This is a genomic window from uncultured Polaribacter sp. (assembly GCF_947503875.1).
GTDB lineage: Bacteria > Bacteroidota > Bacteroidia > Flavobacteriales > Flavobacteriaceae > Polaribacter.
The window spans coordinates 397,252-424,049 of sequence record NZ_CANNFH010000004.1 but is presented as its reverse complement, the minus strand read 5'-3'; the positions used below and the strand labels follow the sequence as shown (position 1 = coordinate 424,049).

At 30.9% G+C, this 26,798-nt stretch carries 18 protein-coding genes; 6 read left to right on the top strand and 12 right to left on the bottom strand.

All coding sequences use genetic code 11. The annotated features are described in order from the left end of the window. Together Q0684_RS09020 and Q0684_RS09015 are read right to left on the bottom strand one after the other, a co-directional pair. On the bottom strand, window positions 1-5,770 hold a 5,770-nt coding region (locus Q0684_RS09020; RefSeq protein ID WP_299015525.1), incomplete at its 3' end, for an Ig-like domain-containing protein. A gap of 925 nt (window positions 5,771-6,695) precedes the next feature. Then, on the bottom strand, window positions 6,696-7,454 hold the full coding sequence (locus Q0684_RS09015) for a TerB family tellurite resistance protein (RefSeq protein ID WP_299015522.1): 759 nt from the start codon (window positions 7,452-7,454) through the stop codon (window positions 6,696-6,698). Between the two features lie 386 nt (window positions 7,455-7,840). On the opposite strand from Q0684_RS09015, the gene Q0684_RS09010 reads away from it, so the two are divergent. The 3 genes from Q0684_RS09010 (at window position 7,841) to Q0684_RS09000 (ending at window position 9,414) form a co-directional block, all read left to right on the top strand. Next, complete coding sequence (locus Q0684_RS09010; protein WP_299015519.1) at window positions 7,841-8,251, top strand: BrxA/BrxB family bacilliredoxin; 411 nt, start codon at window positions 7,841-7,843, stop codon at window positions 8,249-8,251. A 137-nt stretch (window positions 8,252-8,388) separates the two neighbouring features. Then, entirely contained in the window at window positions 8,389-8,622 is a 234-nt protein-coding gene (locus Q0684_RS09005) for a hypothetical protein (protein ID WP_299015516.1), read from the top strand. Between the two features lie 135 nt (window positions 8,623-8,757). Further along, the gene (locus tag Q0684_RS09000) at window positions 8,758-9,414 is read left to right on the top strand and encodes an HD domain-containing protein (RefSeq protein WP_299015513.1); all 657 of its coding nucleotides are present in this window, start codon (window positions 8,758-8,760) and stop codon (window positions 9,412-9,414) included. Window positions 9,415-9,637: 223 nt separating this feature from the next. Here the strand turns inward: Q0684_RS09000 and Q0684_RS08995 are convergent, their stop codons facing one another. Continuing rightward, the gene (locus Q0684_RS08995; protein WP_299015510.1) at window positions 9,638-10,510 is read right to left on the bottom strand and encodes an AraC family transcriptional regulator; all 873 of its coding nucleotides are present in this window, start codon (window positions 10,508-10,510) and stop codon (window positions 9,638-9,640) included. A 209-nt stretch (window positions 10,511-10,719) separates the two neighbouring features. On the opposite strand from Q0684_RS08995, the gene Q0684_RS08990 reads away from it, so the two are divergent. Next, a complete protein-coding gene (locus Q0684_RS08990; RefSeq protein ID WP_299015507.1) occupies window positions 10,720-11,292 on the top strand; it encodes a hypothetical protein in 573 nt (190 codons plus the stop codon). A gap of 633 nt (window positions 11,293-11,925) precedes the next feature. Next, window positions 11,926-12,498, top strand: coding sequence for a hypothetical protein (locus Q0684_RS08985; RefSeq protein WP_299015504.1), 573 nt, complete (start codon window positions 11,926-11,928; stop codon window positions 12,496-12,498). A 78-nt stretch (window positions 12,499-12,576) separates the two neighbouring features. On the opposite strand, the gene Q0684_RS08980 is transcribed toward Q0684_RS08985, so the two are convergent. The 8 genes from Q0684_RS08980 to Q0684_RS08945 form a co-directional block, all read right to left on the bottom strand. Continuing rightward, window positions 12,577-13,359, bottom strand: a complete 783-nt coding sequence (locus Q0684_RS08980) for an enoyl-CoA hydratase-related protein (protein ID WP_299015501.1) — start codon at window positions 13,357-13,359, stop codon at window positions 12,577-12,579. A gap of 61 nt (window positions 13,360-13,420) precedes the next feature. Beyond that, window positions 13,421-14,830, bottom strand: a complete 1,410-nt coding sequence (locus Q0684_RS08975) for an ATP-binding protein (RefSeq protein WP_299015560.1) — start codon at window positions 14,828-14,830, stop codon at window positions 13,421-13,423. A 154-nt stretch (window positions 14,831-14,984) separates the two neighbouring features. Beyond that, window positions 14,985-15,155 (bottom strand): hypothetical protein, encoded by a 171-nt coding sequence (locus Q0684_RS08970; RefSeq protein ID WP_299015498.1) that lies wholly within the window; start codon window positions 15,153-15,155, stop codon window positions 14,985-14,987. A 104-nt stretch (window positions 15,156-15,259) separates the two neighbouring features. Further along, window positions 15,260-18,781 (bottom strand): class I tRNA ligase family protein, encoded by a 3,522-nt coding sequence (locus Q0684_RS08965; RefSeq protein WP_299015495.1) that lies wholly within the window; start codon window positions 18,779-18,781, stop codon window positions 15,260-15,262. Window positions 18,782-19,143: 362 nt separating this feature from the next. Beyond that, a complete protein-coding gene (locus Q0684_RS08960; protein ID WP_299015492.1) occupies window positions 19,144-19,680 on the bottom strand; it encodes a DUF2911 domain-containing protein in 537 nt (178 codons plus the stop codon). Between the two features lie 207 nt (window positions 19,681-19,887). Then, window positions 19,888-21,999, bottom strand: coding sequence for a ferrous iron transport protein B (gene feoB / locus Q0684_RS08955; protein ID WP_299015488.1), 2,112 nt, complete (start codon window positions 21,997-21,999; stop codon window positions 19,888-19,890). Further along, on the bottom strand, window positions 21,999-22,226 hold the full coding sequence (locus tag Q0684_RS08950; protein ID WP_299015484.1) for a FeoA family protein: 228 nt from the start codon (window positions 22,224-22,226) through the stop codon (window positions 21,999-22,001). The genes feoB and Q0684_RS08950 overlap by 1 nt, the downstream gene beginning before the upstream one ends. A 108-nt stretch (window positions 22,227-22,334) precedes the next feature. Next, window positions 22,335-23,015, bottom strand: a complete 681-nt coding sequence (locus Q0684_RS08945; protein WP_299015477.1) for an SCO family protein — start codon at window positions 23,013-23,015, stop codon at window positions 22,335-22,337. A 171-nt stretch (window positions 23,016-23,186) separates the two neighbouring features. Between Q0684_RS08945 and rseP the strand changes: the two genes are divergently transcribed. Then, window positions 23,187-24,539 carry an RIP metalloprotease RseP gene (gene rseP, locus Q0684_RS08940; RefSeq protein ID WP_299015474.1) on the top strand — a complete coding sequence of 451 codons (1,353 nt, stop codon included), beginning with the start codon at window positions 23,187-23,189 and terminating at the stop codon, window positions 24,537-24,539. A 437-nt stretch (window positions 24,540-24,976) separates the two neighbouring features. Here the strand turns inward: rseP and Q0684_RS08935 are convergent, their stop codons facing one another. After that, a complete protein-coding gene (locus Q0684_RS08935) occupies window positions 24,977-26,794 on the bottom strand; it encodes a TonB-dependent receptor (protein WP_299015472.1) in 1,818 nt (605 codons plus the stop codon). Window positions 26,795-26,798 lie beyond the last annotated feature (4 nt).

Here is a 26,798-nt window from a genome sequence, read left to right as displayed (position 1 = left end):
TTAACGTAACATCTTCATTTGTACTTAAACTCTCGTTGTTATCTGCGATGTCATCTGTTACTGCAGCTACCGTAATTGTTAAGGTTGAACTGTCTGTGTCTGTAGCATCATTGTCATCTACCAAATCATAGTTCACTACCGGTACTGGACCATTGTAGTTCGATGCTGGTACAAAACTAAATGTACCATCTGCATTTACTGTAAGTGAACCGATCGCTTCTGATCCATCTGTGATTGACGTTGCTGTGCCCAAAGTTAATGGCGTTGCTGTACCATCTCCATTGGCATCTACAGTGGCTCCTGTAATGCTATGATCGGTACTATCTGCATCTGTTAAATTAGCAAACAAATCGCCTGTTAACGTAACATCTTCATTTGTACTTAAACTCTCGTTGTTATCTGCGATGTCATCTGTTACTGCAGCTACCGTAATTCCAATTGTAGCTACATTTGAAGTTAATGGTGTTGCAGAATCGTTATCCTGAACGGTATAGTTCACATTTGCATTACCATTAAAGTTACCTACTGGATCAAAAGTTACATTTCCTAGAGCATCTACAGTATATGTACCTACATTGGGAACTACTAATGGAGTTCCTGTACTTCCCGTATTAGTAGCGTCGTTTGGATCAATTAATGTAATCGTAGAAGCATCTATTCCATTGTCATCTGTATCATTAGCTACTACATTGATTGTTACATCTTGATCTTCTAAAATGGTATTGTTTAAATCATTATTTGCTACTGGCGCCTGATTATTTAAAGCAACTACAAAAGAACGTACTTCACTAATACATGCATTATTTGAATGCGTAATAGTAACTTCATAAGTGCCTGCATTATCAGCAGTAATGGTACCAAAATCAAAACTTTGTCCTGTTTGAGTTGGAGCGGTAATTGTAGATGGTAAACTTGTCCAAGTATACACTAAATTACTGGTAGCATCTGTTGCACCAGCAATATTATTTGGCGTATCTGCTGCTGCTGTATAATTAGGTGCAAAGGGTGCTGTTGTATTCCAAACATCAGTTTGGGTTGCAACCGCATTAGAAGTTACTGTAAGATTGTCTCCAACATTAACGTTTTGTGTTGTAGTAGGTATTGTAGAATCATTTGTTGTTAAGCTTATTGGTAAAATTTCATTACCATTAATGCCATTGTACGTATTTGCTGGTGTATTTGCTACTGTGACCTGACCTACTGTTGAAGAAGTATTATCTGTATCTACAGTCCCTATCAATTCTCCATTAGCATCTACATCTTCTGGATTTGCCCCAGATTCTATAGCATCAAAACAACCATCGTTGTCACTATCTAAGTCTAATGAATTTGGAATACCATCTCCATCAACATCATTATTACAAGTAGCATTGACACTGTTTACAAATACTAAATCGTCTAATCTTACTCTATCAGCCGCGTCAGTATTTTGCTCGTCGTAGAAATAGATTCTCCAGAAATATTCTGTACCACTATTTAGCACAAAACTTTCAAAGGGCTGATTAAAGCTAACAAAGCCACCAGCAACCATATCTCCAATTTGCAAATCTTCTATTAATACTGTAGGCGAGGTAAACCCTGCATTGGTTGCGTACTCTACTGCAACTTTAAAATTACCCATATCAAAATCATCTGCAGCAGCATTTAAGGTAAAAAAGCCAAAGTTTAATTGTTGAAATAATAAATCTACAGCAGGGGTAAAAGATATCTGAGCATAATCGTTATTGGTTTTTGCTGCGGCAAAAGTAGTCTGGTCTGCACCCCTTAAGGTGTACGTAAATGCGGCGTTATCAGATTCATCTAAACCAGCGCCAAAAGAGACATCACTAGAATTAGTGTAGCTTGCAGATGCTGTGGTTGGATTAAACGTAGCAAAGTCTGATTGACCACTATTTTCATTATGTAGCCATCGTATTTCTGCTTCATCTGTACAACCTGATTCATCTAAATCTGGAATACCATCATTATCATCATCTAAATCGACACGATCTGGTATGCCGTCTCCATCGTTGTCATCAGCACTGTTATCTCTAAAATCTACATCGCCACCAGCACCAATATTACCATTGGTATCTAAATAAGCATCTACAATATCTGATGTATTGGTAATTGTATCACTTGCTCCAACACCATCATTAACTGTAGCACCTGAGGTTGCAGAGTCATTATTATCATCAAAATTATCATCTAAACCGTCACCATCTGCATCTGCATTTGCTAAAGTATTTCCTGAACCGTTTTCTTGGATATCGGGAATACCATCATTATCTGAATCGGTATCTAAATAATCTGGAATTGTATCATTAGTAGCATCTGTATTCACAGGAACAATACCAATGTTTGTTCCATTCTCATAATTATCATCTACACCATTGCTATTCGTATCTAAAATTGCTAATCCTACACCACTGGGTTCTTCATAAGCAACAGTAGTTTGCCCTTCAATATTATCTGGAATACCGTCATTATCTGAATCTATATCTAAATAATCTGGTATTGTATCTCCATCTGCTGTATTAGTTGGTGTATTACCTGTACCTGCAGAGCTAGGAATACCATTAGTAGTAGTTGTTGTACCTACTGTACCATCTGCAAGACCATCTCCATTCGCGTCTGTACCACCTGATTCTATAACATCTGTAATACCGTCATTGTCAGAATCTAAATCTAAGCTATCTGGAATACCATCATCATCTGTATCTCTAACAACACACTGTACCTCATTAAAACTAGCGTAACTTACATTATCAACTTGCAAACGACTTGTTTGTCTGACATACGTAATTCTTAAACGCGTAGCATTTGTTGTTAATACATAACTATTGTTAGAAAATACGTTTGCCGTAGTAAAGGTAAAGTCTTGTGGGTTTACAAAATTTACACCATCTGTAGATTCTGTAACTCTCATAATATTACCAGGGTCAATCTCTACTGTTCTTGCTTCAATTGAAATGGTTGTACCCGCAGTTACAGGTGCATCACTGTCTCTTAATGTTACTTCTAAAGTAGCATTAGGAAAAGGAAATCTTGCAAATTGGCCGTTTACTCCATTAACAGCCCTTTCTGGATCTATAACAAAGTCAATTCTTCTAGCAGAAAATCCATTAGCACTAGGAATAGGCGAAGTAGAACATGAACCTTCATCTACATCTAAAATACCATCATTATCGTCATCTAAATCTGTACTATTTGGTACATTATCGTTATCTGCATCTGTACCTATAAAAACTTCTCCATCCCTATAATCAAGATCACCAGAACCCGGATTAAAGTCATTGTCTGTATCTTGAAAAGATGTCTCTAATGATGCTACATCAGTTATTGTATTTGCTGGACTAACCCCATCATTTATAGTTGAACCATCAATTACTGAATCATCATTATCATCAAAATTATCATCTAAACCGTCACCATCTGCATCTGCATTTGCTAAAGTATTTCCTGAACCGTTTTCTTGGATATCGGGAATACCATCATTATCTGAATCGGTATCTAAATAATCTGGAATTGTATCATTAGTAGCATCTGTATTCACAGGAACAATACCAATGTTTGTTCCATTCTCATAATTATCATCTACACCATTGCTATTCGTATCTAAAATTGCTAATCCTACACCACTGGGTTCTTCATAAGCAACAGTAGTTTGCCCTTCAATATTATCTGGAATACCATCATTATCTGAATCTATATCTAAATAATCTGGTATTGTATCTCCATCTGCTGTATCAGTTGGTGTATTACCTGTACCTGCAGAGCTAGGAATACCATTAGTAGTAGTTGTTGTGCCTACTGTACCATCTGCAAGACCATCTCCATTCGCGTCTGTACCACCTGCTTCTATAACATCTGTAATTCCATCATTGTCAGAATCTAAATCAAATTGGTCTGATATACCATCACCATCTGCATCACAATCAGCTAATAGCCCAACACCAACAACAAATATTTTACCATCAGGACTATCTGTAGTTGATCCATTACTAAAATCTACTCTAAGTTTTTTAATAAACTGACCAGGGGCAGCAAGATCATCAATTGCAAATACTGCCAACATAGCATTTTGAGCTGCATTAAGTCTTGCACCTGTATCTATATAATTTGCGTTAAGTACATTAATAGAACCTAGCACGTTATCACTATCATCAAAAGCAGTTATTACTGAAGGATTATTACCTCCTCGTTCCGAAATAGCAGCAAAAACGCCAGCCCTAGATTGAATTGGAGTATCATAAGTTAATTCATAAAAATCATTTGTAAAATCATTTCCACTTAGAAGCTGGTAATTATTTAAATTATTTGTCTGAAATGAGGTAATAATCGCAGCATCATAAACGGCAGGTCCATCAGTAAAATAAGCTGGAGACTGATCTACACCGTTTACTGTTCTTCTTGCATCACCATCAGAATCAATACCTGTATAACTAGATTCAAATGAACTAGGGAACTGGTATTCCTCATACTCAACCCCATTTATTGTTATAGAATTTAAAATATGTGGAACTGTAAAACTATTTAAATCTGAACTAGTAATATCGAAAGACACGCTAGTGGCAGGTATAGCTCCATTGATTCCTGAATCTTGAGCAGGACATTCTACTAAATCCAATATTCCATCATTATCATCATCTAAATCTACTGAATCTGGTATGCCGTCATTATCATTATCTGGTTCATTTGCTAATACAGTTATTTGTGCTGTTGCTTGATTTGAAGTTGCACCTAAATCATCTGAAACTCTAAAAGAAATAGTAGCATCACCCAAATATCCAGATACAGGTGTAAAAGTTAAAACCCCTGCATTATCAACGCTATAAGTTCCAACACCAGGAATAACTAAAGGACTTCCTACACTACCCTGGTTATTTATATTATTTGGGTCTAGTAAAATAACAGAACCGGCATCTAAATTTGCGTCAGGATCACTAGCGCCAGTTAAAAGATTTATAATTTCTGTTTGATTAACTTGAGTTGTATTACCTGGTTTGTTTGCAACAACTGGCGGACTATTTGTACTTACAACATTTGGATTTGTAAATGTAACTTCACCTAAAAAACTTAAAGAAATATCTCTTGTTGTAATGGGCTCATTACTATCTCTGCCCAAAGTAAAATCTACAACACTAACATTTTGATAATTAATTTTAACAATAGATCTAGTATTATTTACACTTATCCCTGTATCTGTAATATCTGAGCTTGTAAACCTAGTTGAATTTGGTAAAGCTCCTGGAGCAACTGTAATAATAGTTTCTGGCAAACCTGTACCTGCCAACTCATAACTATCAGGAACTAATACTTCTATCCATTCTTGCGCATCAACATCTATAATCTCTACAGTGAAATTATCTAAAGGAAATGGTACCGCCGCAGAAACACCTCCATTTGCAGCATCTGCAGAATTGGCTATTATAAATTCTATTTGAAAACGTACAGCTTCTCCAGCAGTATCGTAATCTATCATAGGCTCAAATCTATTTTGTACAGCGTTTGTATCATCTACAGCTTGCACAGTAGGAGTACCTGTAAAAGACACTATTCTTAACAGAGCATCTACATCTGTAGTTGTCCCATTTACATCTATATCAACATTTTCAACTAAGTACACTGCACCAGGCTGATTAGCAGTACCTTGTATTAAGGTTTGTGTATTAGGAAACGTGGGGGTTGCTTGCCCGAAAGCAGGGGTTATACAAGCCATAAAAACGGCTAACAACCAAAATTTACTATATTTATTTTGAATTGCTTTACTAATAATAGTGTTAATCATAATGCTCCCTTTTTTGCGATATACTAGAATTATTTATCCTCTAGTCGAATAAAAATTCAATTAATTACTTTTTTTAAAAATTAATTCAAATATTAAAAAACGTTTTACACTTGTAAAATTTATTTAAAAATGTGAATCAAATATCTTTTATTTGATAGTATATGATTTTGACACTTTTTAATTAAAAAAGTCACATCAACCTAAATACGTTAAAAAAGTAATTAAATAGTTTTTGTTTAAATTAAGGTGCTTTTATTTGTAGACTTACACCAATAATGTCTAGGGAGGATTTTTTTTGCGTAAAGATAAAATAGTTTTCAACAAAACCAAAATAAATGTTAAAGTTTAAGTATTTGAATGTCAGTATTTTAAAAAATAATTAAATAAAAATAAAAATAATTTTAACAAAATTGATTTAAATTTTAATATAAGTTAAGATACAAAGAGCTTTCAAAATAGAAAAACAACAATTATTCTTGTTCGTTTAAAATTAAAAAACGGCTATTAGTTGGGTAAATTAGCGCAGATATAAATACCGTATTATAAGAGAATAATTCTAATTTACTTCGGCCATTTTAAGAAGTATATAATTAACTTTTTTATAACCAACTTGCCTTTTGTTCTGCAAAATAATGGAATTTTTATATCTAATAATAGATTATTAAAAAGTAATAAACATAGCAGCAATCACCACAATGTATTTGGTTTATTTTTATCTCTATAAGTTAAAAGTGTAGTCTTTTAGGCTAGTTATTGACTTTTAAAATAGTACTTATATTTATTTTACTTGCCTTAAATCCTTATTCTTAATCTATAAGATTAGCCTCTACCGCGATTAACGGCTATATAATTTTTAAGGATTTATAAAATAATCAGTAAAATAAGCTTCAAATTTTAATAAAAAAGATAGTAAAGCTTTACAAAATTACATTGCTCGCTCGTTTTTAATTTTTTCGTATGCAGATTGTACTTTTTGAAATTTTAACTTAGCGCCCTCTATATGTTCAGGGCCCAAATCTATTACTCTATCTGGGTGGTATTTTTTAACCATTTTTCGGTAGGCTTTTTTAACCTCATCATTAGTTGCCGTTTTTGTTATTTCTAAAATTTTATAAGCATTTTCGGATGCATCATAAAACATTGCTTTTATAGATTCGAAATCTCTTTGATTAATGTATAAGTAGCCTGCTATTTTTTTTATTTCTTCTACCTCTTTAGAAGTTACAAAATTATATGCATGAGCAATACCAAACAAAAAATGCAACAATTGTAAACGTGCAGCATGAGACATATGCTCTCTAATTTGTATACAAACTTGACGCGAAGAAATGTTTTTTTTAGCAATACCTTTAAACAATTTAAATGCGTTATTTGCTCTTTGTTTGCCGTACATTTCTAAGAACTTTTGTCTTACAAAATCCTGTTCTTTTTGATCTATTTTACCATCTGCTTTTATAACTATAGATGCTAAGACTAATAAGCTAATTTCAAAATCTCCAGACTGCGTATTTACTTTAGTGTTACTTGTTCTTTCTTTTTCTTGATATTCACTCTGTTCTAAGACCAAGTCTTTCTCTGAGAAACCGTCTACAAAACTACCAATTGCAAAACCTATTGCTGCGCCTATTGGTCCGCCTAAAGTAAAACCTAGCCCTGCACCTATCCATTTTGTAAAATTGCCCATTTTTAATATTCCTATTTTATTAGTTTGATTGTGAAAATAGTTACAATGTAGCAAACTTACAAAGTTCTTAATAGTTTTTTAAGCAACATTGCAGTTACTTACCAGAATTACTAGATCATTACTAGTAGTTACTATTTTTCTAAGACAACTAATTAGCTATGCTATAAGTGTAAAAAAATATATTTAAACTTTAAATCCTCTTCATATAAAAGGAAGTACCCTTCAAAAAATATAAGATAAACCGCAAATATTGCCAAGAACCAATAAATTTTTCAACTTAAAAGTGTATCCATTCTACTGATATCCTCATTTAAATAAGCCTTTTTATATATGTTGAATTTTGTGAAACTAATGCTTATATTTGTACTATAAAAATATTTTAAATTATGTACCCAGAAGAATTAGTAAAACCAATGCGCGACGAGTTAATTAAAGCTGGTTTTGAAGCATTATATACAAGTGAAGACGTAGAAAAAACAATAGCAAAAAAAGGAACAACTTTAGTAGTTGTAAACTCTGTTTGTGGCTGTGCTGCAGGTACTGCAAGACCGGGTGCAATTGCATCTTTAGGGGCAGACAAAACACCAGATAATTTAGCTACCGTCTTTGCAGGTGTTGAAAAAGAATCTACACAAAAAGCAAGAGAATTTATGGTACCTTTTCCTCCATCGTCTCCTGCAATGGCATTATTTAAAGATGGTAATTTAGTGCACATGCTAGAAAGACATCATATTGAAGGACGTTCTGCACAAATGATTGCAGAAAATTTAGCACAGGCTTATAATGAGTACTGTTAACATTTGTAATTAAATGCACTCTAGTAAAACGTTTTTAAAAACGCACTTGTTTAAGGTAAACTCAGGGACATTTAAGGATGAAATTATCAAAAATCTGCACAAAATAGTGCAGATTTTTTTATTTTTACATAAAAAACATGGCATTTTCTACATATAGTAAAGAAGAACTTTTAAAGAAATTGAAATCTCAGAACAATATATATATTGTTCAATTGGTTTTAGTTTTATTACTAGTAATTTTGGCTGTTGTTTCTACGATAGATATAGGTATTTCTATAACTTCTTTTTTACCATTATTCTTTTTACCAATGGTATTTTTACTGCGTTATGATATTAAAAAAATTAAAAAAGAACTAGCAAAAAGAAGTTAAAGTTCCATTTTTAAGGCTTATTTATTTAAAAATTAAATGTCTAGTGACTTTGGTAATTATATTTTAATCAACACCAATTGGTTACAAATTTTAAAAATACTTCTACCTTTAAAACACACCAATTAAACCGAAATTATGGATAAAAATAAGATCATACAAAACGCCATTGCATTCGTAAAAAAAGAACTAGCAAATGCTGAAGGTGGACATGATTGGTTTCACGTTGAGCGTGTTTTTAAGAATGCATTGCTAATCTCTAAAGACGAAAAAACAGATGTTTTTGTGGTTTCTTTAGCGGCACTTTTGCATGATATTGCAGATCCTAAATTTAATAATGGTGATGAAAAATTAGGCCCAAAAAAGGCAACAGCATTTTTAATTGAGCAGCAAGTACCAAAAAAGATTGGCGTACACATTGTAAATATTATAAAATATTTATCTTTTAAAAACTCTTTAAATAGCACTAAAACATTTACATCTAAAGAGTTAGATATTGTACAAGATGCAGATAGGTTAGACGCTATAGGTGCTATAGGTATTGCCCGTTGTTTTAATTATGGAGGATTTAAAAACAGGGCTTTATACGACCCAGCAATTTTACCTAATTTAAATATGACTAAAGCCGAGCTCAAAAACTCTACAGCTCCTACAATAAATCATTTTTATGAAAAATTACTTTTATTAAAAGATAAAATGAATACCAAAACTGGTAAACAAATTGCTAAAAATAGACATGAATTTATGGAGAATTACCTTAAACAGTTTTATGATGAATGGAATGGTGTTAAATAATAAAAAACTATATTATTTTTATTTACTATAGTTATATATTATAAAAAATAATAAAATACTTTTGTTTTAAGCTATTTTAAATTTTAAGACTAGTATTTCTAAGGAATATGATAAAAACATGGCTTAAATTTGCCTTAAAATCTATTTTATTGTTTTTTTTTTGATTTAATACTATTTACTAGAACAATACAGCCATTATAAATTATTAACAACCTCTAAACTTTTATTGAATTAAGTTTAATCTTTCACCTCTATATTTAGAAGCTGGCTTACCCGTAAACTCTTTAAATAATTTGTTAAAGTGAGAAAAATTATTAAAACCACATTCAAAAGAAACATCTGTAATACTCATATTACTCTCTGAAAGTAATTTAGTTGCATGCACAACCCGATATTCATTTACTAATTTTGTAAACGTTTTAGAAGTCGTTTTTTTAAAAAATCTACAAAAAGCAGGCACTGTCATGCTTACCAACTCTGCAATTTCCTCTAATGGAATAGATCTTTTAAAATTTTCATTAATATGTTTAAAAACGATATCTATTTTTTGATTGTCTTGTGGTTGCGTTTCTAAAGTAAAACCATTAGCATTTAAAATCGTATAATCATTGGTTAAAGCCAAATCTTTTAAAATATCTAAAAAGGCAATAATTTGTGTTGGTCCTTCTAACTCTGCTAACTCTTCTATCTTTGCGCCAATCCTCTTTTTAATCTCAATATTAAAACGAATTCCGTTTTTAGCTCTCTCAAACAACTGCTCTATTGCTTGCATTTCTGGAATCTTAAAAAAATCTGATCCTAAAAAATCAGGTTTAAATTGTATTAAAGTTTCAGAGCCATTGGTTGTTAAACGGTCTATAAACCCCATGTGAGGTAAATTAGACCCTATTAATATTAACTGACTGTTATTAAAATAGCCTATATGATTGCCAATATGTCTTTTTCCTTGCCCTTTGTTTACGTATACAATTTCTATTTCTGGATGAAAATGCCAGAAAGCCTTATTTTGCTTTAAGAATTGTACATGTTTTTTAACTAATAAAGAACTACCAAAACTTGGTGTTATTTTTTTTAATGTTGCTTTTGTTTTCATCATTCTATTTAAAGTTACAAAATTACACAGAAATATTTAATTATTGTTATAAAATTTGCAACATTATATACTATATTAACTTAACATTAGGTTAACGTTTAAATAACAGATAAAATAGAATATATAATAGCCAATTCTAATGTTTTCAGGAATTTAGTTCTGCTATAACTTTGCAGTGTTGATAATCGCTATCAATGATAAAAACAAAAAAGATGAAAACACTAGCAAAAAATTATTTATTAGTAGCTTTAATGTTGGGAACATTAATTACTTACGGAAATGAAAAGACAAATACTACTAGCGCTAATAAAGTAACAGTAGCATATAAAGAAGTTAAGAAAGGACATGTATTGTCTATAAAAAATAATGAATACATAACTATTTATAGTCTAAAAATAGATCAAAACGGAAATTTTACAAAAACCCTTGACCTATCTAACCTAAAAGAAGGTAATTACAGTACAGAATTAGAAAAAGACAGCAAGATAATTGTTAAATACTTTACTGTAAATAAAGGTACTGTAACTTTTGAGAATGAAAAAACAGTTTTTAAACCTGTTATTAGAAAAGAAAATGATTTAGTATTAATATCTAAATTAGAATTTAATAAAGAGCCGTTAAAAGTGAAATTATTTTATCAAAACGAAGTAATAGTTAACGAAACTGTAGAAGATGAAAGTAAAATACTAAATAGAGTTTATAAGTTATCTAAAGATAAAAGTGGGGAATACACTGTTATTATAAAAACAGATCACAGAACTTTTACTAAAAACTTTACTATTTAATTTAAATTATTTCCTAATTTTTTATTACTAAAAAAAGAGCCTACAGTAGGCTCTTTTTTTTTGCTTATATTCTTTTTAACCTTTAATTTCTCAGAAACTTTGAATTCCATTTCTTTACGAACACTGTTGTACTTTTCTTATAATCTGAATTAGTTACAATAAAAGAATTGTGTATTATTTAATCCACTAATTTTTCTGCTAAAGGCAATACCTCTTCTCATGTTATCACATGATTTACAAACAAATTATTTTACTTCTTTTGCAGTAATATTAACCACTGTCATAATCATTTCCACTGCTTTGTCCTTTTCCAACTAACTGCGGCAAACGTTGTGTGCTTCAATAAACATTTATAACACCTAAAAAACTTCTATTAAAACCATTTTTACATTGTCTAATGTTATTCTAAAAAAGGCAAGCCATCCCTAATGCTAAATCAAAACCGTTTATAGCAGCAATAACTGATGTTGCCAAATTTACAATATTGTGTTCTATATTAACCCTATATAGTGTTAATAATTAAATAACAGGTAAAATAGAATATATATTAAGCAATTCTAATGTTTTTAGCAATCTAGTTCTGCCGTAAATTTGTAGTGTTGATAATCGCTAACAATGATAAAAACAAAAATTATGAAAACACTAGCAAAAAATTATTTATTAGTAGCTTTAATGTTTGGAACATTAATTACTTACGGAACAGAAAAAAAGAATACTACTGCTGCCAACAAAGTAACAGTTGCCTTTAAAGAAGTTAAAAAAGGACATGTATTGTCTATAAAAAATAATAAATACACTACTGTCTATACTTTAAAAATAAAACAAAACGGAACTTTTGCCAAAACCCTTGATCTATCTAATCTAGAAGAAGGAAATTACAGCGCAGAGTTAGAAAAAGATAGTAAAATAATGGTTAAATATTTTACTGTAAATAAAGGTAATGTAACCTTTGAGAATGAAAAAACAGTTTTTAAACCTGTTATTAGAACAGAAAATGACTTGGTATTAATTTCTAAAATAGATTTTAATAAAGAGCCGCTAAAAGTGAAACTATTTTACAAAGACGAAGTAATTGTTAACGAAACTGTAGAAGATGAAAGTAAAATTTTGAATAGAATTTACAAACTATCTGAAGACAAAAGCGGAGAATACACTGTTATTATAAAAACAGATAACAGAACTTATACTAAAAACTTTACTATTTAATTAAATTATTTCATATCATTTACTACTAAAAAAGAGCCTTTAATAGGCTCTTTTTTTAGTTGATATTGTTTTTAACTTTTAACTCCCAAGAAACTTTGGTTTCCTTTTCTCTAGGAATGCTGTGGTACCTTCTTTAAAATCTGCTGTACTAAAACTATTACCAAATGCATTAATTTCTATTTTATAACCATTTACACCGTCTACAAAACCTGCATTAATTGCAACTATTGCGGCACTAATTGCAATAGAAGAGTTGCGTATTATTTTACCAGCCAATTTTTCTGCCAAAGGCATTAACTCTTCTAATGTTACCACATAATTTACCAAACCAAATTGTTTTGCTTCTTCTGCGGTAATCATACCTGCTGTCATAATCATTTCCATAGCTTTGCCTTTTCCAACTAGCTGTGGCAAACGTTGTGTACCTCCATAACCTGGTATTACACCTAAAGAAACTTCTGGTAAACCCATTTTTGCATTGTCTGATGCAATTCTAAAATGACAGGCCATGGCTAACTCTAAACCACCACCTAAAGCAAAACCGTTTATGGCAGCAATTACTGGGGTTGCTAAATTTTCTACAAAATCAAATAGTATTTCTTGTCCTTTTTTAGCCAAACTTGCCCCTTCTTTTTCGCTAAAATGTGCAAATTCAGCTATATCTGCTCCTGCTACAAAGGCTTTTTCTCCACTACCTATTAATACAATAACTTTTACTTTTTCATCTGTTTCTAAAGCATCAAAAGCGGAATGTAATTCTTGTATTGTTGCTTTATTTAAAGCATTTAGTTTTTTTGGTCTATTTATTATAATTTTTGCTAAACCATTTTCTTGTTCTACGATTATATTCTCAAAATCCATACTAAATATTTTTAAATTAATATTTTTTAACCTAATACTTGCTACAACCTACTTGTACAAACTATTTTTTAGGTAAAACAACTGTAAAAACAGTACCTTCTCCTTCTTTAGATGTAAAAGAAATACTGCCTTCGTAAGCTTCTATAATGTTTTTAATCATTCCTAAACCTAAGCCCATTCCTCTTGATTTTGTAGTAAATTTAGGCTCAAAAATAAAATCTTTTACATCTTCTGCTATTCCTTTACCATTATCTATTACCTCTATTTTTAAATTCTCTTTTTCAGACAAAACAACCACATTTATAATTGGATTTTCTTCTTTATCTGTTGCTTGTATTGCATTTTTAACTAGGTTAGTTACAATTCTTATCAATTGTGTTTTATCTAAAAATGCTAACAATTCTTTTTCTTTTGGTTGATAAATAACAGATTTTTCATTAAAAATATCTAAAGCCAACTTTACTACACTTATCACCTCAATCTCTTCCTTTTTTTGTGTTGGCATTTTTGCAAAATCAGAAAAAGCAGAAGCAATAGAACTCATTACATCTATTTGCTGAATTAAAGTTTGGCTATATTCTGCCAACTTTTCTTTCACATTTTCGTCTTCAGGATTAAACTTTCGCTCAAAACTCTGAACTGACAAACGCATTGGTGTTAATGGATTTTTAATTTCATGCGCCACTTGCTTTGCCATCTCTCTCCACGCCTGCTCTCGCTCACTTCTTGCCAATTTTGCAGCACTTTCTTCCAATTGATCTATCATATTATTATAGGCATCAACCAAAACTTCAATCTCTGAACTTGCTTTATCTAATATAATTTTCTCATTACGCTCATTTAAGCGTGTTTGCTGCATTTTATCAGAAATGGTTTTTATAGAGCGTGTTATGTAACTCGACAAAAAATAAGCAAAAGCAATTGCTATTAAAAACATTACTAAATACACCAAACTTAATCTAGAAATAAATTCTCTTAACTCATACTCAATTTCTGAATTGTCTTGTGTAAACTGCAATTCTAAAATACCTATGCGCTTAAATTTTGAGTCTTTTATATAGGTATATGAAGTTTGATAACTGGTATCTTCAATCTCTACATTTTTAAAAGTTCTGTGGTTAGAGTTTTGTGCCAATTCTCTAATAATATCTTCTGTAAGTGGCTGTATGTTTATTCTTTCAAAAGCAGATGCTATAGAAGATTTTAAAAGTTTACCTTTTAAATCGTAAATAGCAATATTTAATTTATTAATAGAAGAAATTTCAAAAATACGTTCTTTAAAAATTCTGCTTAAATTTTCTGTCTTTACAGCATACGTAGTTTTGTTGGTTAACTCTAAATCTATTATTTGTTTGGTAATGGCTTCTTTACGCTCAAAACGCTGAATATTGTAGTCTTTTGTCTGTTCATCATATTGAAAAACGGTAACTACCAAAATTAAAACTGATGCCAAGAACACCAAAAACAACATCGATAAAAAGATGCGAATTCTTAAAGAAATATTTTTAAATTTTAGCAAACGAATAGCTTTTATAAATTTGAAACAGTACGGAAAGATACCAAATAAAAAAAGTCATTACAAATACTGTAATGACTTTTGGGTATAATTTAATTATAAATACGAATTAAATACAAGGAGTTGGTGCACCAATTTCACAATCATAGTCAATAGTTTCTATTCTTACGCCATTTTCACTATTAAGATCTGGTATACCATAAGAGCATTCACATAAATCTGTGTTTGGTGTACAACTACAAATAAAAACAGTAAACATTAATATTATTAAAAATTTCATTTGTGTAATATATTTAAATACTCATTATTTTTAAGAAACTACGAAACATATTTTCAAAAAAAACTTTCCAAAAACAAGCTCATACCAAACACACACTGCGTGTGCTAGCCTACTATGTTTACTATTTTACCTGGCACAATAATTACTTTTTTAGGTGTTCTACCTTCTAATTGTGCTTGTGTTTTTTCATGTTCCATAACCGTTTTTTCTATTTCTTCTTTAGATAAATCTAAAGGAAGTTCTAAAGTAAAACGCATTTTTCCGTTGAAAGAAATTGGATAATTTTTAGCACTTTCTATCAAATGTTTTGCTTCAAAAACAGGAAAATCTACAGTAGAAATTGAGGTTTTATGACCTAATAACTTCCACAATTCTTCTGTAATATGTGGTGCATAAGGCGATAATAAAATCAATAAAGGCTCTAAAATTTCGCGTTTATTACATTTTAACGCTGTTAACTCATTTACAGCAATCATAAAAGTAGAAACAGAAGTATTAAAAGAAAAATTCTCTATATCTTGTTCTACCTTTTTTATGGTTTTGTGTAAGGTTTTTAACTCATCTTTAGTTGCATTCTCATCGGAAATCTCTAGATTTTCTCCATTAAAATACAATTTCCATAATTTTTTCAAGAATGATGAAACACCAGAAATACCAGAAGTTTTCCAAGGTTTTGTTTGTTCTAAAGGTCCTAAAAACATCTCAAAAAGACGCAAAGCATCTGCGCCATATTCTGCAACAATATCATCTGGATTAACCACATTGTATTTAGACTTAGACATTTTTTCTACTTCTCTAGCAACTGTAAAATCCCATCTTGTTTCCTCTCCTAAATCCTCTCCGAAGGAAAGGACTTTGCCACTCTTGCCTAAAAAGACTGCGTCTTTGTATTCTTTATTAAGCGGATGATTTTTAAAACCTTCTACATCCATTTCATCAGAAGCATTTACCAAAGAAACATCTGCATGTAAAGGTGTTTTGGTAATCATTACCAAATCTGCAAAATTAGGATTCAGTAATTTAGCGTCTAATAAATAATTTTTAACTACAGTTTCAAACTTATCATCATTTGTAAATAAGTTTTTAGAAACAAAAATTGTTGGTATTTTCTCTATTACATCATCATTAGATTTGTCTATTGCACAACCATTTTTAACAAAAGCAGTGGCTTTAAAAACAAAAGCAGACGTTCCTAAAATCATACCTTGATTAATCAATTTCTTCGCAAATTCATCTACAGGAACAATACCTTTATCAAACAAAAACTTTTGCCAAAAACGCGCATATAATAAGTGTCCTGTTGCATGTTCAGATCCTCCAATATATAAATCTACATTTTGCCAATATTCTAAAGATTCTTTGCTTGCAAATGCTTCAGAATTATTAGCATCCATATATCTATTAAAATACCAAGAACTACCTGCCCAACCTGGCATTGTGTTTAATTCTAAAGGATAAACCGTTTTGTTTTTTAACTTTTCATTACTTACTACTTTCTTTGCTCTAGAATCCCAAGCCCATTCTGTTGCGTTTCCTAAAGGTGGTTTTCCATCTTCTGTTGGCAAGTATTTTTCTACTTCTGGCAATACAATTGGCAAATGTTTTGCATCTATCATTTGTGGCATGCCGTCTTTATAATACACAGGAAAAGGTTCTCCCCAATAACGTTGTCTGCTAAAAACAGCGTCTCTTAATCTATAATTTATTTTTCCATAACCAAAACCTCTTTTTTCCATTTCATAAATGGCTAATTTTAATGCTTTTTTATATTTTAATCCAGATAAAAAGTCTGAATTTGCAATAACTGTTCCTTCTTTATCTGTGTGTGGTTGTTCAGAAATATCTACACCTTCAAAAATATTTGGAATAGGAATACCAAAGTGTTTCGCAAATGCATAATCACGCTCATCTCCACAAGGTACAGCCATAACTGCTCCTGTTCCATAACCTGCTAAAACGTAATCTCCAATCCAAATTTGTACTTTTTCTCCAGAAAAAGGATGTATTGCATAGGCACCTGTAAACGCACCAGAAATGGTTTTCACATCTGCCATTCTATCGCGTTCAGAACGTTTTGCAGTTGCTTTTATATAGGCTTCAACTTCTGCTTTTTGGGCATCTGTTGTAATTTTAGCAACCAACTCATGTTCTGGCGCCAAAGTCATAAACGAAACTCCGTAAATTGTATCTGGGCGTGTGGTAAAAACTGTAATCCTATCCCTGACTCCCTTTCCAGAGGAAAGGGACACTGTTGGAGGTGTGTGTTTATCTTTTTTTGTGTGTGTGTTTTGACTTTGCGTTATAGTTTTCTCTAATTCTTTAAGAGCGTAAAATTGATTATTCAGCTCTTTATCAATATCTGATAAAACTTTGTCAAGGTTTCCTATTACCTGTTCGTTTTTAAAACGGATAACTTTAAAACCAGATTTTTGTTCTAATTCTAAAGTTCTTGCTGCATCTTTTTCTAATTGATAGTCGTGAATTTTACCATCAATCTCAACAATAAGTTTTCTTGTTAAACAGACAAAATCAACTATATAATCGTTAATTAAATGCTGTTGTCTAAACTTTAATTTTGTCTTTTTACCTTTTAATTGTTTCCACAAAATAGCTTCTGCAGGCGTGGGATTTGCTCTCATTTCTTTTGCTTTTTCAAGCAACAAATAAGAATTCGTTCCACCAGTCATGTAACCTTTAGCGTTTTTCGATTGCTCATTTGCTCCCTTTCCTTTGGAAAGGGTTGGGGATAGGACTTCAAAACTTACCATCGCCCCTTGAGATCTGCCAATCCAATTGGTTTGTGAGTCTTTTAAAGGTTGTGGCCAATCAATTTTTTCTAATCCATCTAACAAACGTTGTGCATAGGCAGAAATTCGCATAGACCATTGGGTCATTTTTTTACGAATAACTGGGTGACTTCCTCTTTCTGAAACTCCGTTTACAATTTCATCATTTGCTAAAACGGTTCCTAACGCAGGACACCAATTTACTTCTGTATCAGACAAAAAAGTTAATCTGTATTGTAATAAAATTTCTTCTTTTTCTTTGGTTGAAAACGCTTTCCATTCGTCTGCAGAAAAGGATTTTATATCCTCATCACAAACTGCATTTACAGTTGTATTTCCTTCTTTTTTAAAGATTTTTTCTAAGGCTGAAATATCTTCTGCTTTGTCTGTATCTTTATTATACCAAGAATTGAATAGTTCAATAAAAATCCACTGCGTCCATTTATAATATTCTGGACTAGAAGTTCTAACTTCTCTACTCCAATCAAAAGAAAAACCAATTTGATCTAATTGCCTTCTATATGTTTTTATATTATCTTCTGTAGTTTTTGCAGGGTGTTGCCCAGTTTGAATAGCATATTGTTCTGCTGGCAAACCAAAAGAATCATAGCCTTGAGGATGCAATACATTAAACCCTTTATGACGTTTGTAACGCGCATAAATATCACTAGCAATATAACCTAAAGGATGCCCAACATGTAAACCTGCACCTGATGGATAAGGAAACATATCTAACACATAATATTTAGGTTTATCTGAAGTTTGTTCGGCTTTAAAAGTTTGATTTTCTGCCCAAAATTTTTGCCAATTTTTTTCTATTTCTTGATGATTATATTGCATCTTATCCTAATAATTTAAGGGGCAAATTTACGTTTATTCTTTGTAAGCAAAAAACAGATTTCTCTTAAAATACAATGAGCTTTCTAACTGCATAGAAAGCTCATTTGTTATAACAAAAAAATATAAGATTACAGGTCATTCTTATAATCAGAATTTCTATAGTACGAAGTTTTATTTAATGCGCCATTTCTGGAAAATCCTACACTAGTATTATCACAAGAAAATTTTAATCAATTTTTACACAAATAACCCATCAATTTGTGCATTACAGTTAATTTTACTGTTAAAAGTTAAAAAAGCTTTAAAACAGAAAAAGCCACAAACAAAGTTTGTGGCTTTTCTATTATTTTAAAAAAATTACTTTAATCTACAGTAATTGGTACAGAAACAATTGTGTGCTCCCATCCCATTTTTAAAGTCATGTCTTTATCAAACATTATAGAAAAAGCTTCTATAGCATCTTCTACTTTGTTTACTGCTCCATTAACTCTTACAACATCTTGGTCTTGTTTGTAAAAATAAGACCCCCAAAAATTTAATTGATTACTTAAAATGATTGTCCAATCTCCTGTTGTAGGAATAGCATATAAAGAATAGGTACCTGCCTTTACCTTTTTGCCGCCAAAAACTACATCTTTGTAAAATGTGATTTCTGCAGATTCGTTTGCGCCAGTTCTCCAAACTTTATCATTTGGTGCTAGTTTTGCTAAAGATCTTCCTTTTAAAGAAGGTCTACTATAGACTACTTTTACTACTTTATCTGCATCTCTCCAATTGGTTGGAAAAGCAGCAGCATCCATAGGACTAACATCTAATTTTGGAAACTTTTGTGCAAATGTGTTTGTACTTGTACTAATTGCAATTGCAAAAATTGCAATTGTAAGCATAAATTTTTTCATGGTTCTATTTGTTTTTGTAATGTTATACTAAGCAAGAAGTCTGCCAAAAGTCATTAACATTACAAAAAACTGTACTAATTTTTTAATAAATTTAATGGCAATTACAATCTGTACTGCAACCTGTTTTTTTCTTGTTTGGGAGTATGTATTTCTTCAAAAGAAAAAAAACAGCTATTACCAGTAATATATAAACTACAATTTGTTGCATTAACTTAATATTTGATAGGTTATTAAAGCAGATACATAAGCCAATAAGCCCATACCAAATAACTGAATTAATGGCCATTTCCAAGTTTTAGTTTCTCTTTTTACTATGGCCAATGTTGCCATACATTGCATTGCAAAAGCATAAAAAATTACCAAAGACATACCAACAGGAAAATTGAAACGCTTTTTACCTGTATCTGGATTTACCTCTGAACGCATTTTTTCTTTTATAGTGGCTGTATTCTCATCATCAGCTTCTACACTATAAATAGTTGCCAATGTTCCTACAAAAACTTCTCTGGCAGCAAAAGAGGTAATTAAGGCAATACCTATTTTCCAATCATAACCCAAAGGTTTTATTGCAGGTTCTATAGATTTACCCATAATACCTATATATGAGTTTTCTAATTTTGCAGCTGCAATTTTTTGCTCTAATTCGTTGGTCGGTAAATTGTTGTTTATATTACTTTCTATGGTATTTTTTTCTGCATTTTTATAAGCCTCTGGTCCGTTAGAAGCTAAAAACCACAACACAATAGAAAGTGCTAAAATTATTTTACCTGCGCCCAATACAAAAGCTTTTGTTTTTTCTAAAACATCAAAAAACACATTTTTAACAGATGGTATTTTATAGTTTGGCATTTCTACCACAAAAAAAGATTTTGTGCTAATTTTTAATGTTTTGTGTAAAATATAGGCACCAATTATAGCGCTAAAAAAACCTAAACCATATAAGCTTAACAGCACCAAACCTTGTAAATTTAAAAACCCAAATATTTTGGTATCTGGTATTATTAAGGCAATTAAAATTGCATAAACTGGCAATCTTGCAGAACAGGTTGTAAAAGGTACTACTAAAATGGTTATTAAACGCTCTTTCCAGTTTGCAATAGTTCTGGTAGACATAATTGCTGGTATTGCACAAGCAGTTCCAGAAATTAATGGAATTACACTTTTGCCATTCATTCCAAAACGACGCATAATTTTATCCATTAAAAAAACCACTCTACTCATGTAACCTGTTTCTTCTAATACGGCAATAAATAGAAATAAAATGGCAATTTGTGGTATAAAAATTAATACACCTCCAATACCTGGTATAATACCTTCTGAAATCAAATCTGTTAAAATTCCTTCAGGTAAATTTGCTCTGGCTAAGTCTGATAACGTTGCAAAAGTACCGTCTATAAAATCCATAGGTGCACTTGCCCAATCAAAAATAGATTGAAAAATAACGAGCAAAATCAGAAAGAAAATAGCGTATCCAAAAATTTTGTGGGTAAATATTTTATCTAATTTACTACGTAAATCTGTAGCATTACTTTTATCTACTAAATAGGTTTTCTTTAAAATTCTATTAATTTCTTGATACCTGTAAATAGTTTCTTTATGTTGGTATTTTTTTAGTTTTGATGCATCTTTTTTAAATGCAAGTAGTCCTTCTTTTTCTTCTTTTGTAATGGTTTCTGAATAACTGTCTTGAGTGACCATTAACCACAATTCGTATAAAGAAAAGTTGTTGCTAATTTCTTTAAGTTTGGCAAAATAATCTGGATCTATCTTAGAATCTATGCCACAAAGTGGCGATGCTTTAGCAGCAACATGACAACGAATAATAGCTTCTTTTACGTCTAAAATACCCTCGTTTTTACGCGCACTTATTAAAACTACCTCTGTATTTAATTCTTCTTTTAAAAGAGAAACATCTATAGAAATTCCCTTTTTAGTCATCTGATCTACCATATTTATGGCCAATACAGTAGGAATTTCTAAATCTTTAATCTGCGAAAATAAAAGTAAATTTCTTTTTAAATTTTCTACATCTGCCACCACTAAAATTACATCTGGCGTTTCCTTTATGTCTTTCTTTAGTAATGTTTTTAATACAATACTTTCATCTAAAGAAGTAGGATTGATACTATAAGTTCCTGGTAAATCTGTAATAATTGCATTTTGTGTTGCAGACAATTTGCTTTTACCTTGCTTTTTATCTACAGTAACACCAGGGTAATTACCCACCTTTTGTGTTAAGCCTGTAAGCTGATTAAAAAGGGAGGTTTTACCTGTATTTGGGTTACCTAATAAAGCAACTTTTATATCGTTTTTAGACATTAATTTGCTTTTAATATTTTTATGAGTGAAGCTGTTTCTTTACGAATTGCCAAATGACTACCATTAACACAGATGTACAAAGGGTCGTTTAAAGGCGCAATTTGCACTAAGGCTACCTCTGCGCCTGGTAAACAACCCATTTCTAATAATTTTAATGGAATAAGATCTAAAGATTCTTCTGAAATGTAACCCATTTCACCAATACGTAACGTTGCAATTGTGCTCAAAGTTTTTCTAATAATAAGATTTTTACCTTCAGTAAATATTGATTAGTACCAAAGTAAAACTCTAAATTCTGTAACAAATATATGCATTTAGAATAATTCTAAACAGTTTTATTTAGATGCGTACTCTTCTTTTAACAAAACTATATCTTCTTTTAATTTTTGCATTTCTTCTTTTTCTGTGCCATCATAATACCCACGAATACGTCTGTCTTTATCTACCAAAACAAATTGCTCTGTGTGTATAAAATCATCTTCTCCACCATCTCCTTGGTCTAAAACTGCAAAATAACTTTTTCTAGCCAACTCATAAATATGCTTTTTTGCACCAGTTGTTACATTCCATTTACCATCTACAACACCTTTATTAATTGCATATTCTTTTAAAACAGGCACACTATCCATTACAGGCGTTACAGAATGCGATAAAAACATAATATCATCATCATTTTTGTAATATTCTTGCAATTCATTCATATTAAAAGCCATGGCAATACAAATGGTTTTGCAGCGTGTAAAGAAAAAGTCTGCTACATAAATTTTATCTTCATAATTTTTATTGGTGATAAAATCTCCATTTTGATTGGTCAATTTAAAATCTGCAATTTTATGATCTTTAGTAATGTGCTTTATAGAAAAATCTACCAATTGCGGATTTACATCTGCAGGATTGTAAATTTTTAACTTCTTCTCTACTTTTAAAAGATGATAAAAAATAGGAACTGCTATTGCAGAAAATACACCTAAAAAAATAAGTGTTGGCAAAGATTTTTTAAAAAACTTAACTTCCATAATACAAGAATTATATTGCAAAAATACGACTTAAAATTGCGCTAAAAAAGCAAGGAAAACCCAAGCATTCTAAATTCTTTGTTAAAATAAAAAAGCATCTTGCAATTGTTCTTTTACAACTCTCTTTAAAAATGTACCTTTGTTTGCATTTTAATTATGATTTAACGCTGAATGGAAATATTAATAAAAGCATCTCAATTTATACTAAGTTTATCTTTACTAATTGTTTTGCACGAATTAGGGCACTTTATACCCGCAAAATTATTTAAAACCAAAGTAGAAAAATTCTACTTATTCTTCGATTATAAATTTTCTATCTTTAAGAAAAAAGTAGGCGAAACCGTTTATGGTATTGGCTGGATTCCTTTAGGTGGCTATGTAAAAATAGCAGGTATGATAGATGAAAGCATGGACAAGGAACAAATGGCATTGCCACCAAAACCTTGGGAGTTTAGATCTAAACCTGCTTGGCAACGTTTAATTATAATGTTGGGTGGTGTTTTTGTAAACTTTGTGTTAGGTATTTTTATCTACATAATGCTAATGTGGTCTTATGGTGAAGAGTTTTTACCAAACCAAAGTGTAAATGATAAAGATGGTATTTGGGTAGAAAATACTTTAGCAGAAAATTTAGGTTTGCAAACTGGCGATAAAATTTTAACTGTAGATGGTGCACCAATTCAAAAATTTGCTGGTTTAACTTTAGAGTTTATCAACGGAAACAATTACCAAATTGAAAGAAAAGGGCAAATTTTAGATAAAGAAATTCCTGAAGATTTTATTTCTCAGTTAATGGATAGAGGTAAAAATGCGGGACCTTTAGTTTACCCACGTTATCCTTTTACAGTTGCTGGTATTTCTGAAGATTCACCTAACGTAGATTCAGATTTAAAGCCTAAAGACATTATAACAGCTATAAATGGTACTACTATAAAATATTTTGACCAAGCTGAAGATGTTTTACTAGGTCTTAAAAATCAAAAAGTTACAGCTACTGTAAAAAGAGGTAACCAAACAAAACAAATAGATTTACAAGTTACAGAAGAAGGTAAATTTGGTGTTGGTTTCACAATTTTACCGGGTAAAGATTTAGAGAAGTTAGGCTATTATAATTTAGCAGATATCAACTATTCTTTTGCAGAAGCAATACCTGCTGGTTGGAACAAATCTTGGAAAACCTTAACTGATTACGTAAAACAGCTAAAGAAAATATTTAACCCAAGCACAGGAGCATATAAAGGTTTGGGTGGTTTTATTTCTATTGGAAGTATTTTTCCTGATGAATTTAGTGCAGAATCTTTTTGGACAATTACCGCATTTTTATCTATTATGTTAGGTTTTATGAACCTTTTACCAATACCTGCTTTAGATGGAGGGCATGTTGTGTTTACCCTTTGGGAAATGATAACTGGTAAAAAACCTGGAGATAAATTTTTAGAATACGCACAAGTTGTTGGGTTTGTATTACTAGTAACACTGCTACTTTTTGCAAACGGAAACGATATTTTTAGGTTGTTTAAATAACCAATTTATAAAAAAATAGCTATCTAATAAGCACCAAAACTTGTCATTTTTAGTGAAATAAAATGGAGTAGATAAATCTATTCAATTAAAAACTTATCATTTAGATTTCTCCATAAAGTCGAAATGACAGTTGGAAAATACTTTTTAGATAGCCTCTCTTTTATATTCTTAAATAAATAAAAAAGGTTATTCAAAAAGCACCAAAACTTGTCATTTCGAGCAAAACGTAGTGGAGCCGAAAAATCTATTCAATTAAAACTTATGGTTTAGATTTCTCAATTATACTGCTTTGCGTTGAAAATGACAAATAACTAATTAACGGCTAAATAAAAACAGCAACAATAAGAGTAATAGCGATTTCACATTAAAGTAATACTAATAAACCATCAACTTATAAAAGCTGATGGTTTTTAGCAAAAACTAACTCAAATAAATATTTAAAAATTGTAGCGCAAACCAAATAAAACATTACTTGGTGGCATTGGCACAAAACCACTTTCTATATAATCTGCATTAAAAATATTGTTAGCAGTAACTGTAAAATTAAATTTATGAAAATTAAAAATTACAGAAGCATCCCAAACATTGTAACTTGTACCCACTGTTCTTTCTGCGTGCTTATAAATAATATTCTGACTCACATTTTTAAACAGTTTGCTTGTAAAACGAGTTACAAATTGATGCTTTAAAGTGTTTAAAGAATAACGTGATAAATCTTTATTTTGATCTAAAATATCATCATTTAAATACGTATAACCAAAGTTTAAAACCTGTTTGTAACCTGCCATTTGAAAGTTATAAGCACCTTCTAGTTCAAAACCTTGCGTGTTTACTTCTGCAATGTTGGTGGCACTAAAAACATCTATATTAACATTTGGTCTTATATAATCAATTAAGTTTTCTGAATCTCTATTAAAAAATGCAATAGAACCAGCAAAACGTGTGCTGTTATATTTAAAACCAATTTCTTGTGCGAAAGCACTTTCTGGTTCTAGGTTTTCGTTACCAGAAGTTACAGGATCGCTATAAAACAAATCTGTATAAGTTGGTACTCTAAACGTAAAACCTACATTACCATAGGCTTTAAAATTGTCTGTAATTTGTACACCTAAATCTAAACCTGGAAAGGCATTAAAATCAAAATCAGAAAAATAACTTACAGCAACACCTGGTGTAATATCTACTATATTACCTAATTTAAAACGGTGCTCTAAAAATAAGTTTGTAATTGTTCTGTTTCTATCTCCTAAATTATTACTGCTTATTGCGTATCTAGAAAACTCTACACCAAAACCAGTAATTCCTAATTTAGAAGTATATGAAGCATTGGTTTCTACCCCAACTTTGTTGGTAATATGATGGTTTCTAAAAAAAGCAGGATCATCTCTTCTTAACAAGAACATATCTTGACCTCTTCTCCAATAAACACGTGGTGTAACTTTAAATTTATCGTTTTTAAAAGTTGTAGAAACACCTATTACACTATTTTGAGTTTCTTCATATTCATTAAAAGTAGGGTTTGTAGTATAAAAGTTTTCTGCACCAAACTTTTTATCAAAAAAAGTACCTATAATTTCTATCGGCTGTTTCTTCTTATTTACAATTGCTTTTATAAAATAATTGTTGTTATCGTAATCAGAATTATTTCTATAACCTTCAGATGTCAAAGAACCAATATGCGCTACAAAAGAAGCGTTTTCAAACTCTTCGCCAAAGGTTACAGATTTATTTAATTGTCCAAAAGAACCACCTTCAACATTAACAGAAGCAATGCTTCGTAATTTCTTTTTAGTTACAATATTAATAGCACCTGTAAATGCATTTTGCCCAAAAACTCTTGCTGCTGGTCCTTTTATAATTTCTATTCTTTCAATTACTTCAATTGGTAAAGCTGCATTCATGGTATGGTGCCCTGTTTGTGCATCATCCATTTTAATACCATCTATTAACAACAAAGTTTGGTCAAAACCACCACCTCTAATGTATAAATCTGCTTGTGCACCACCTGTACCTCTTCTTCTAATATCTACACCTGCCACTTGCTGTAATAAATCTGCAACGTTTGTAGCTGCACTATTTTTAATATCTGCCGCAGAAACAATGTTTATAGTTCTAGAATTGGCTTTAAAAGGTAAATCTATTCTGTTAGATATAAGAATTATAGTATCTAACTTTTGTGCTTCTTTTTTATCTTGTGAAAACAAGTGAAAACTTAACAGAAAAAAAACAAGAACTACTATTTTATTACGAAACATTTTA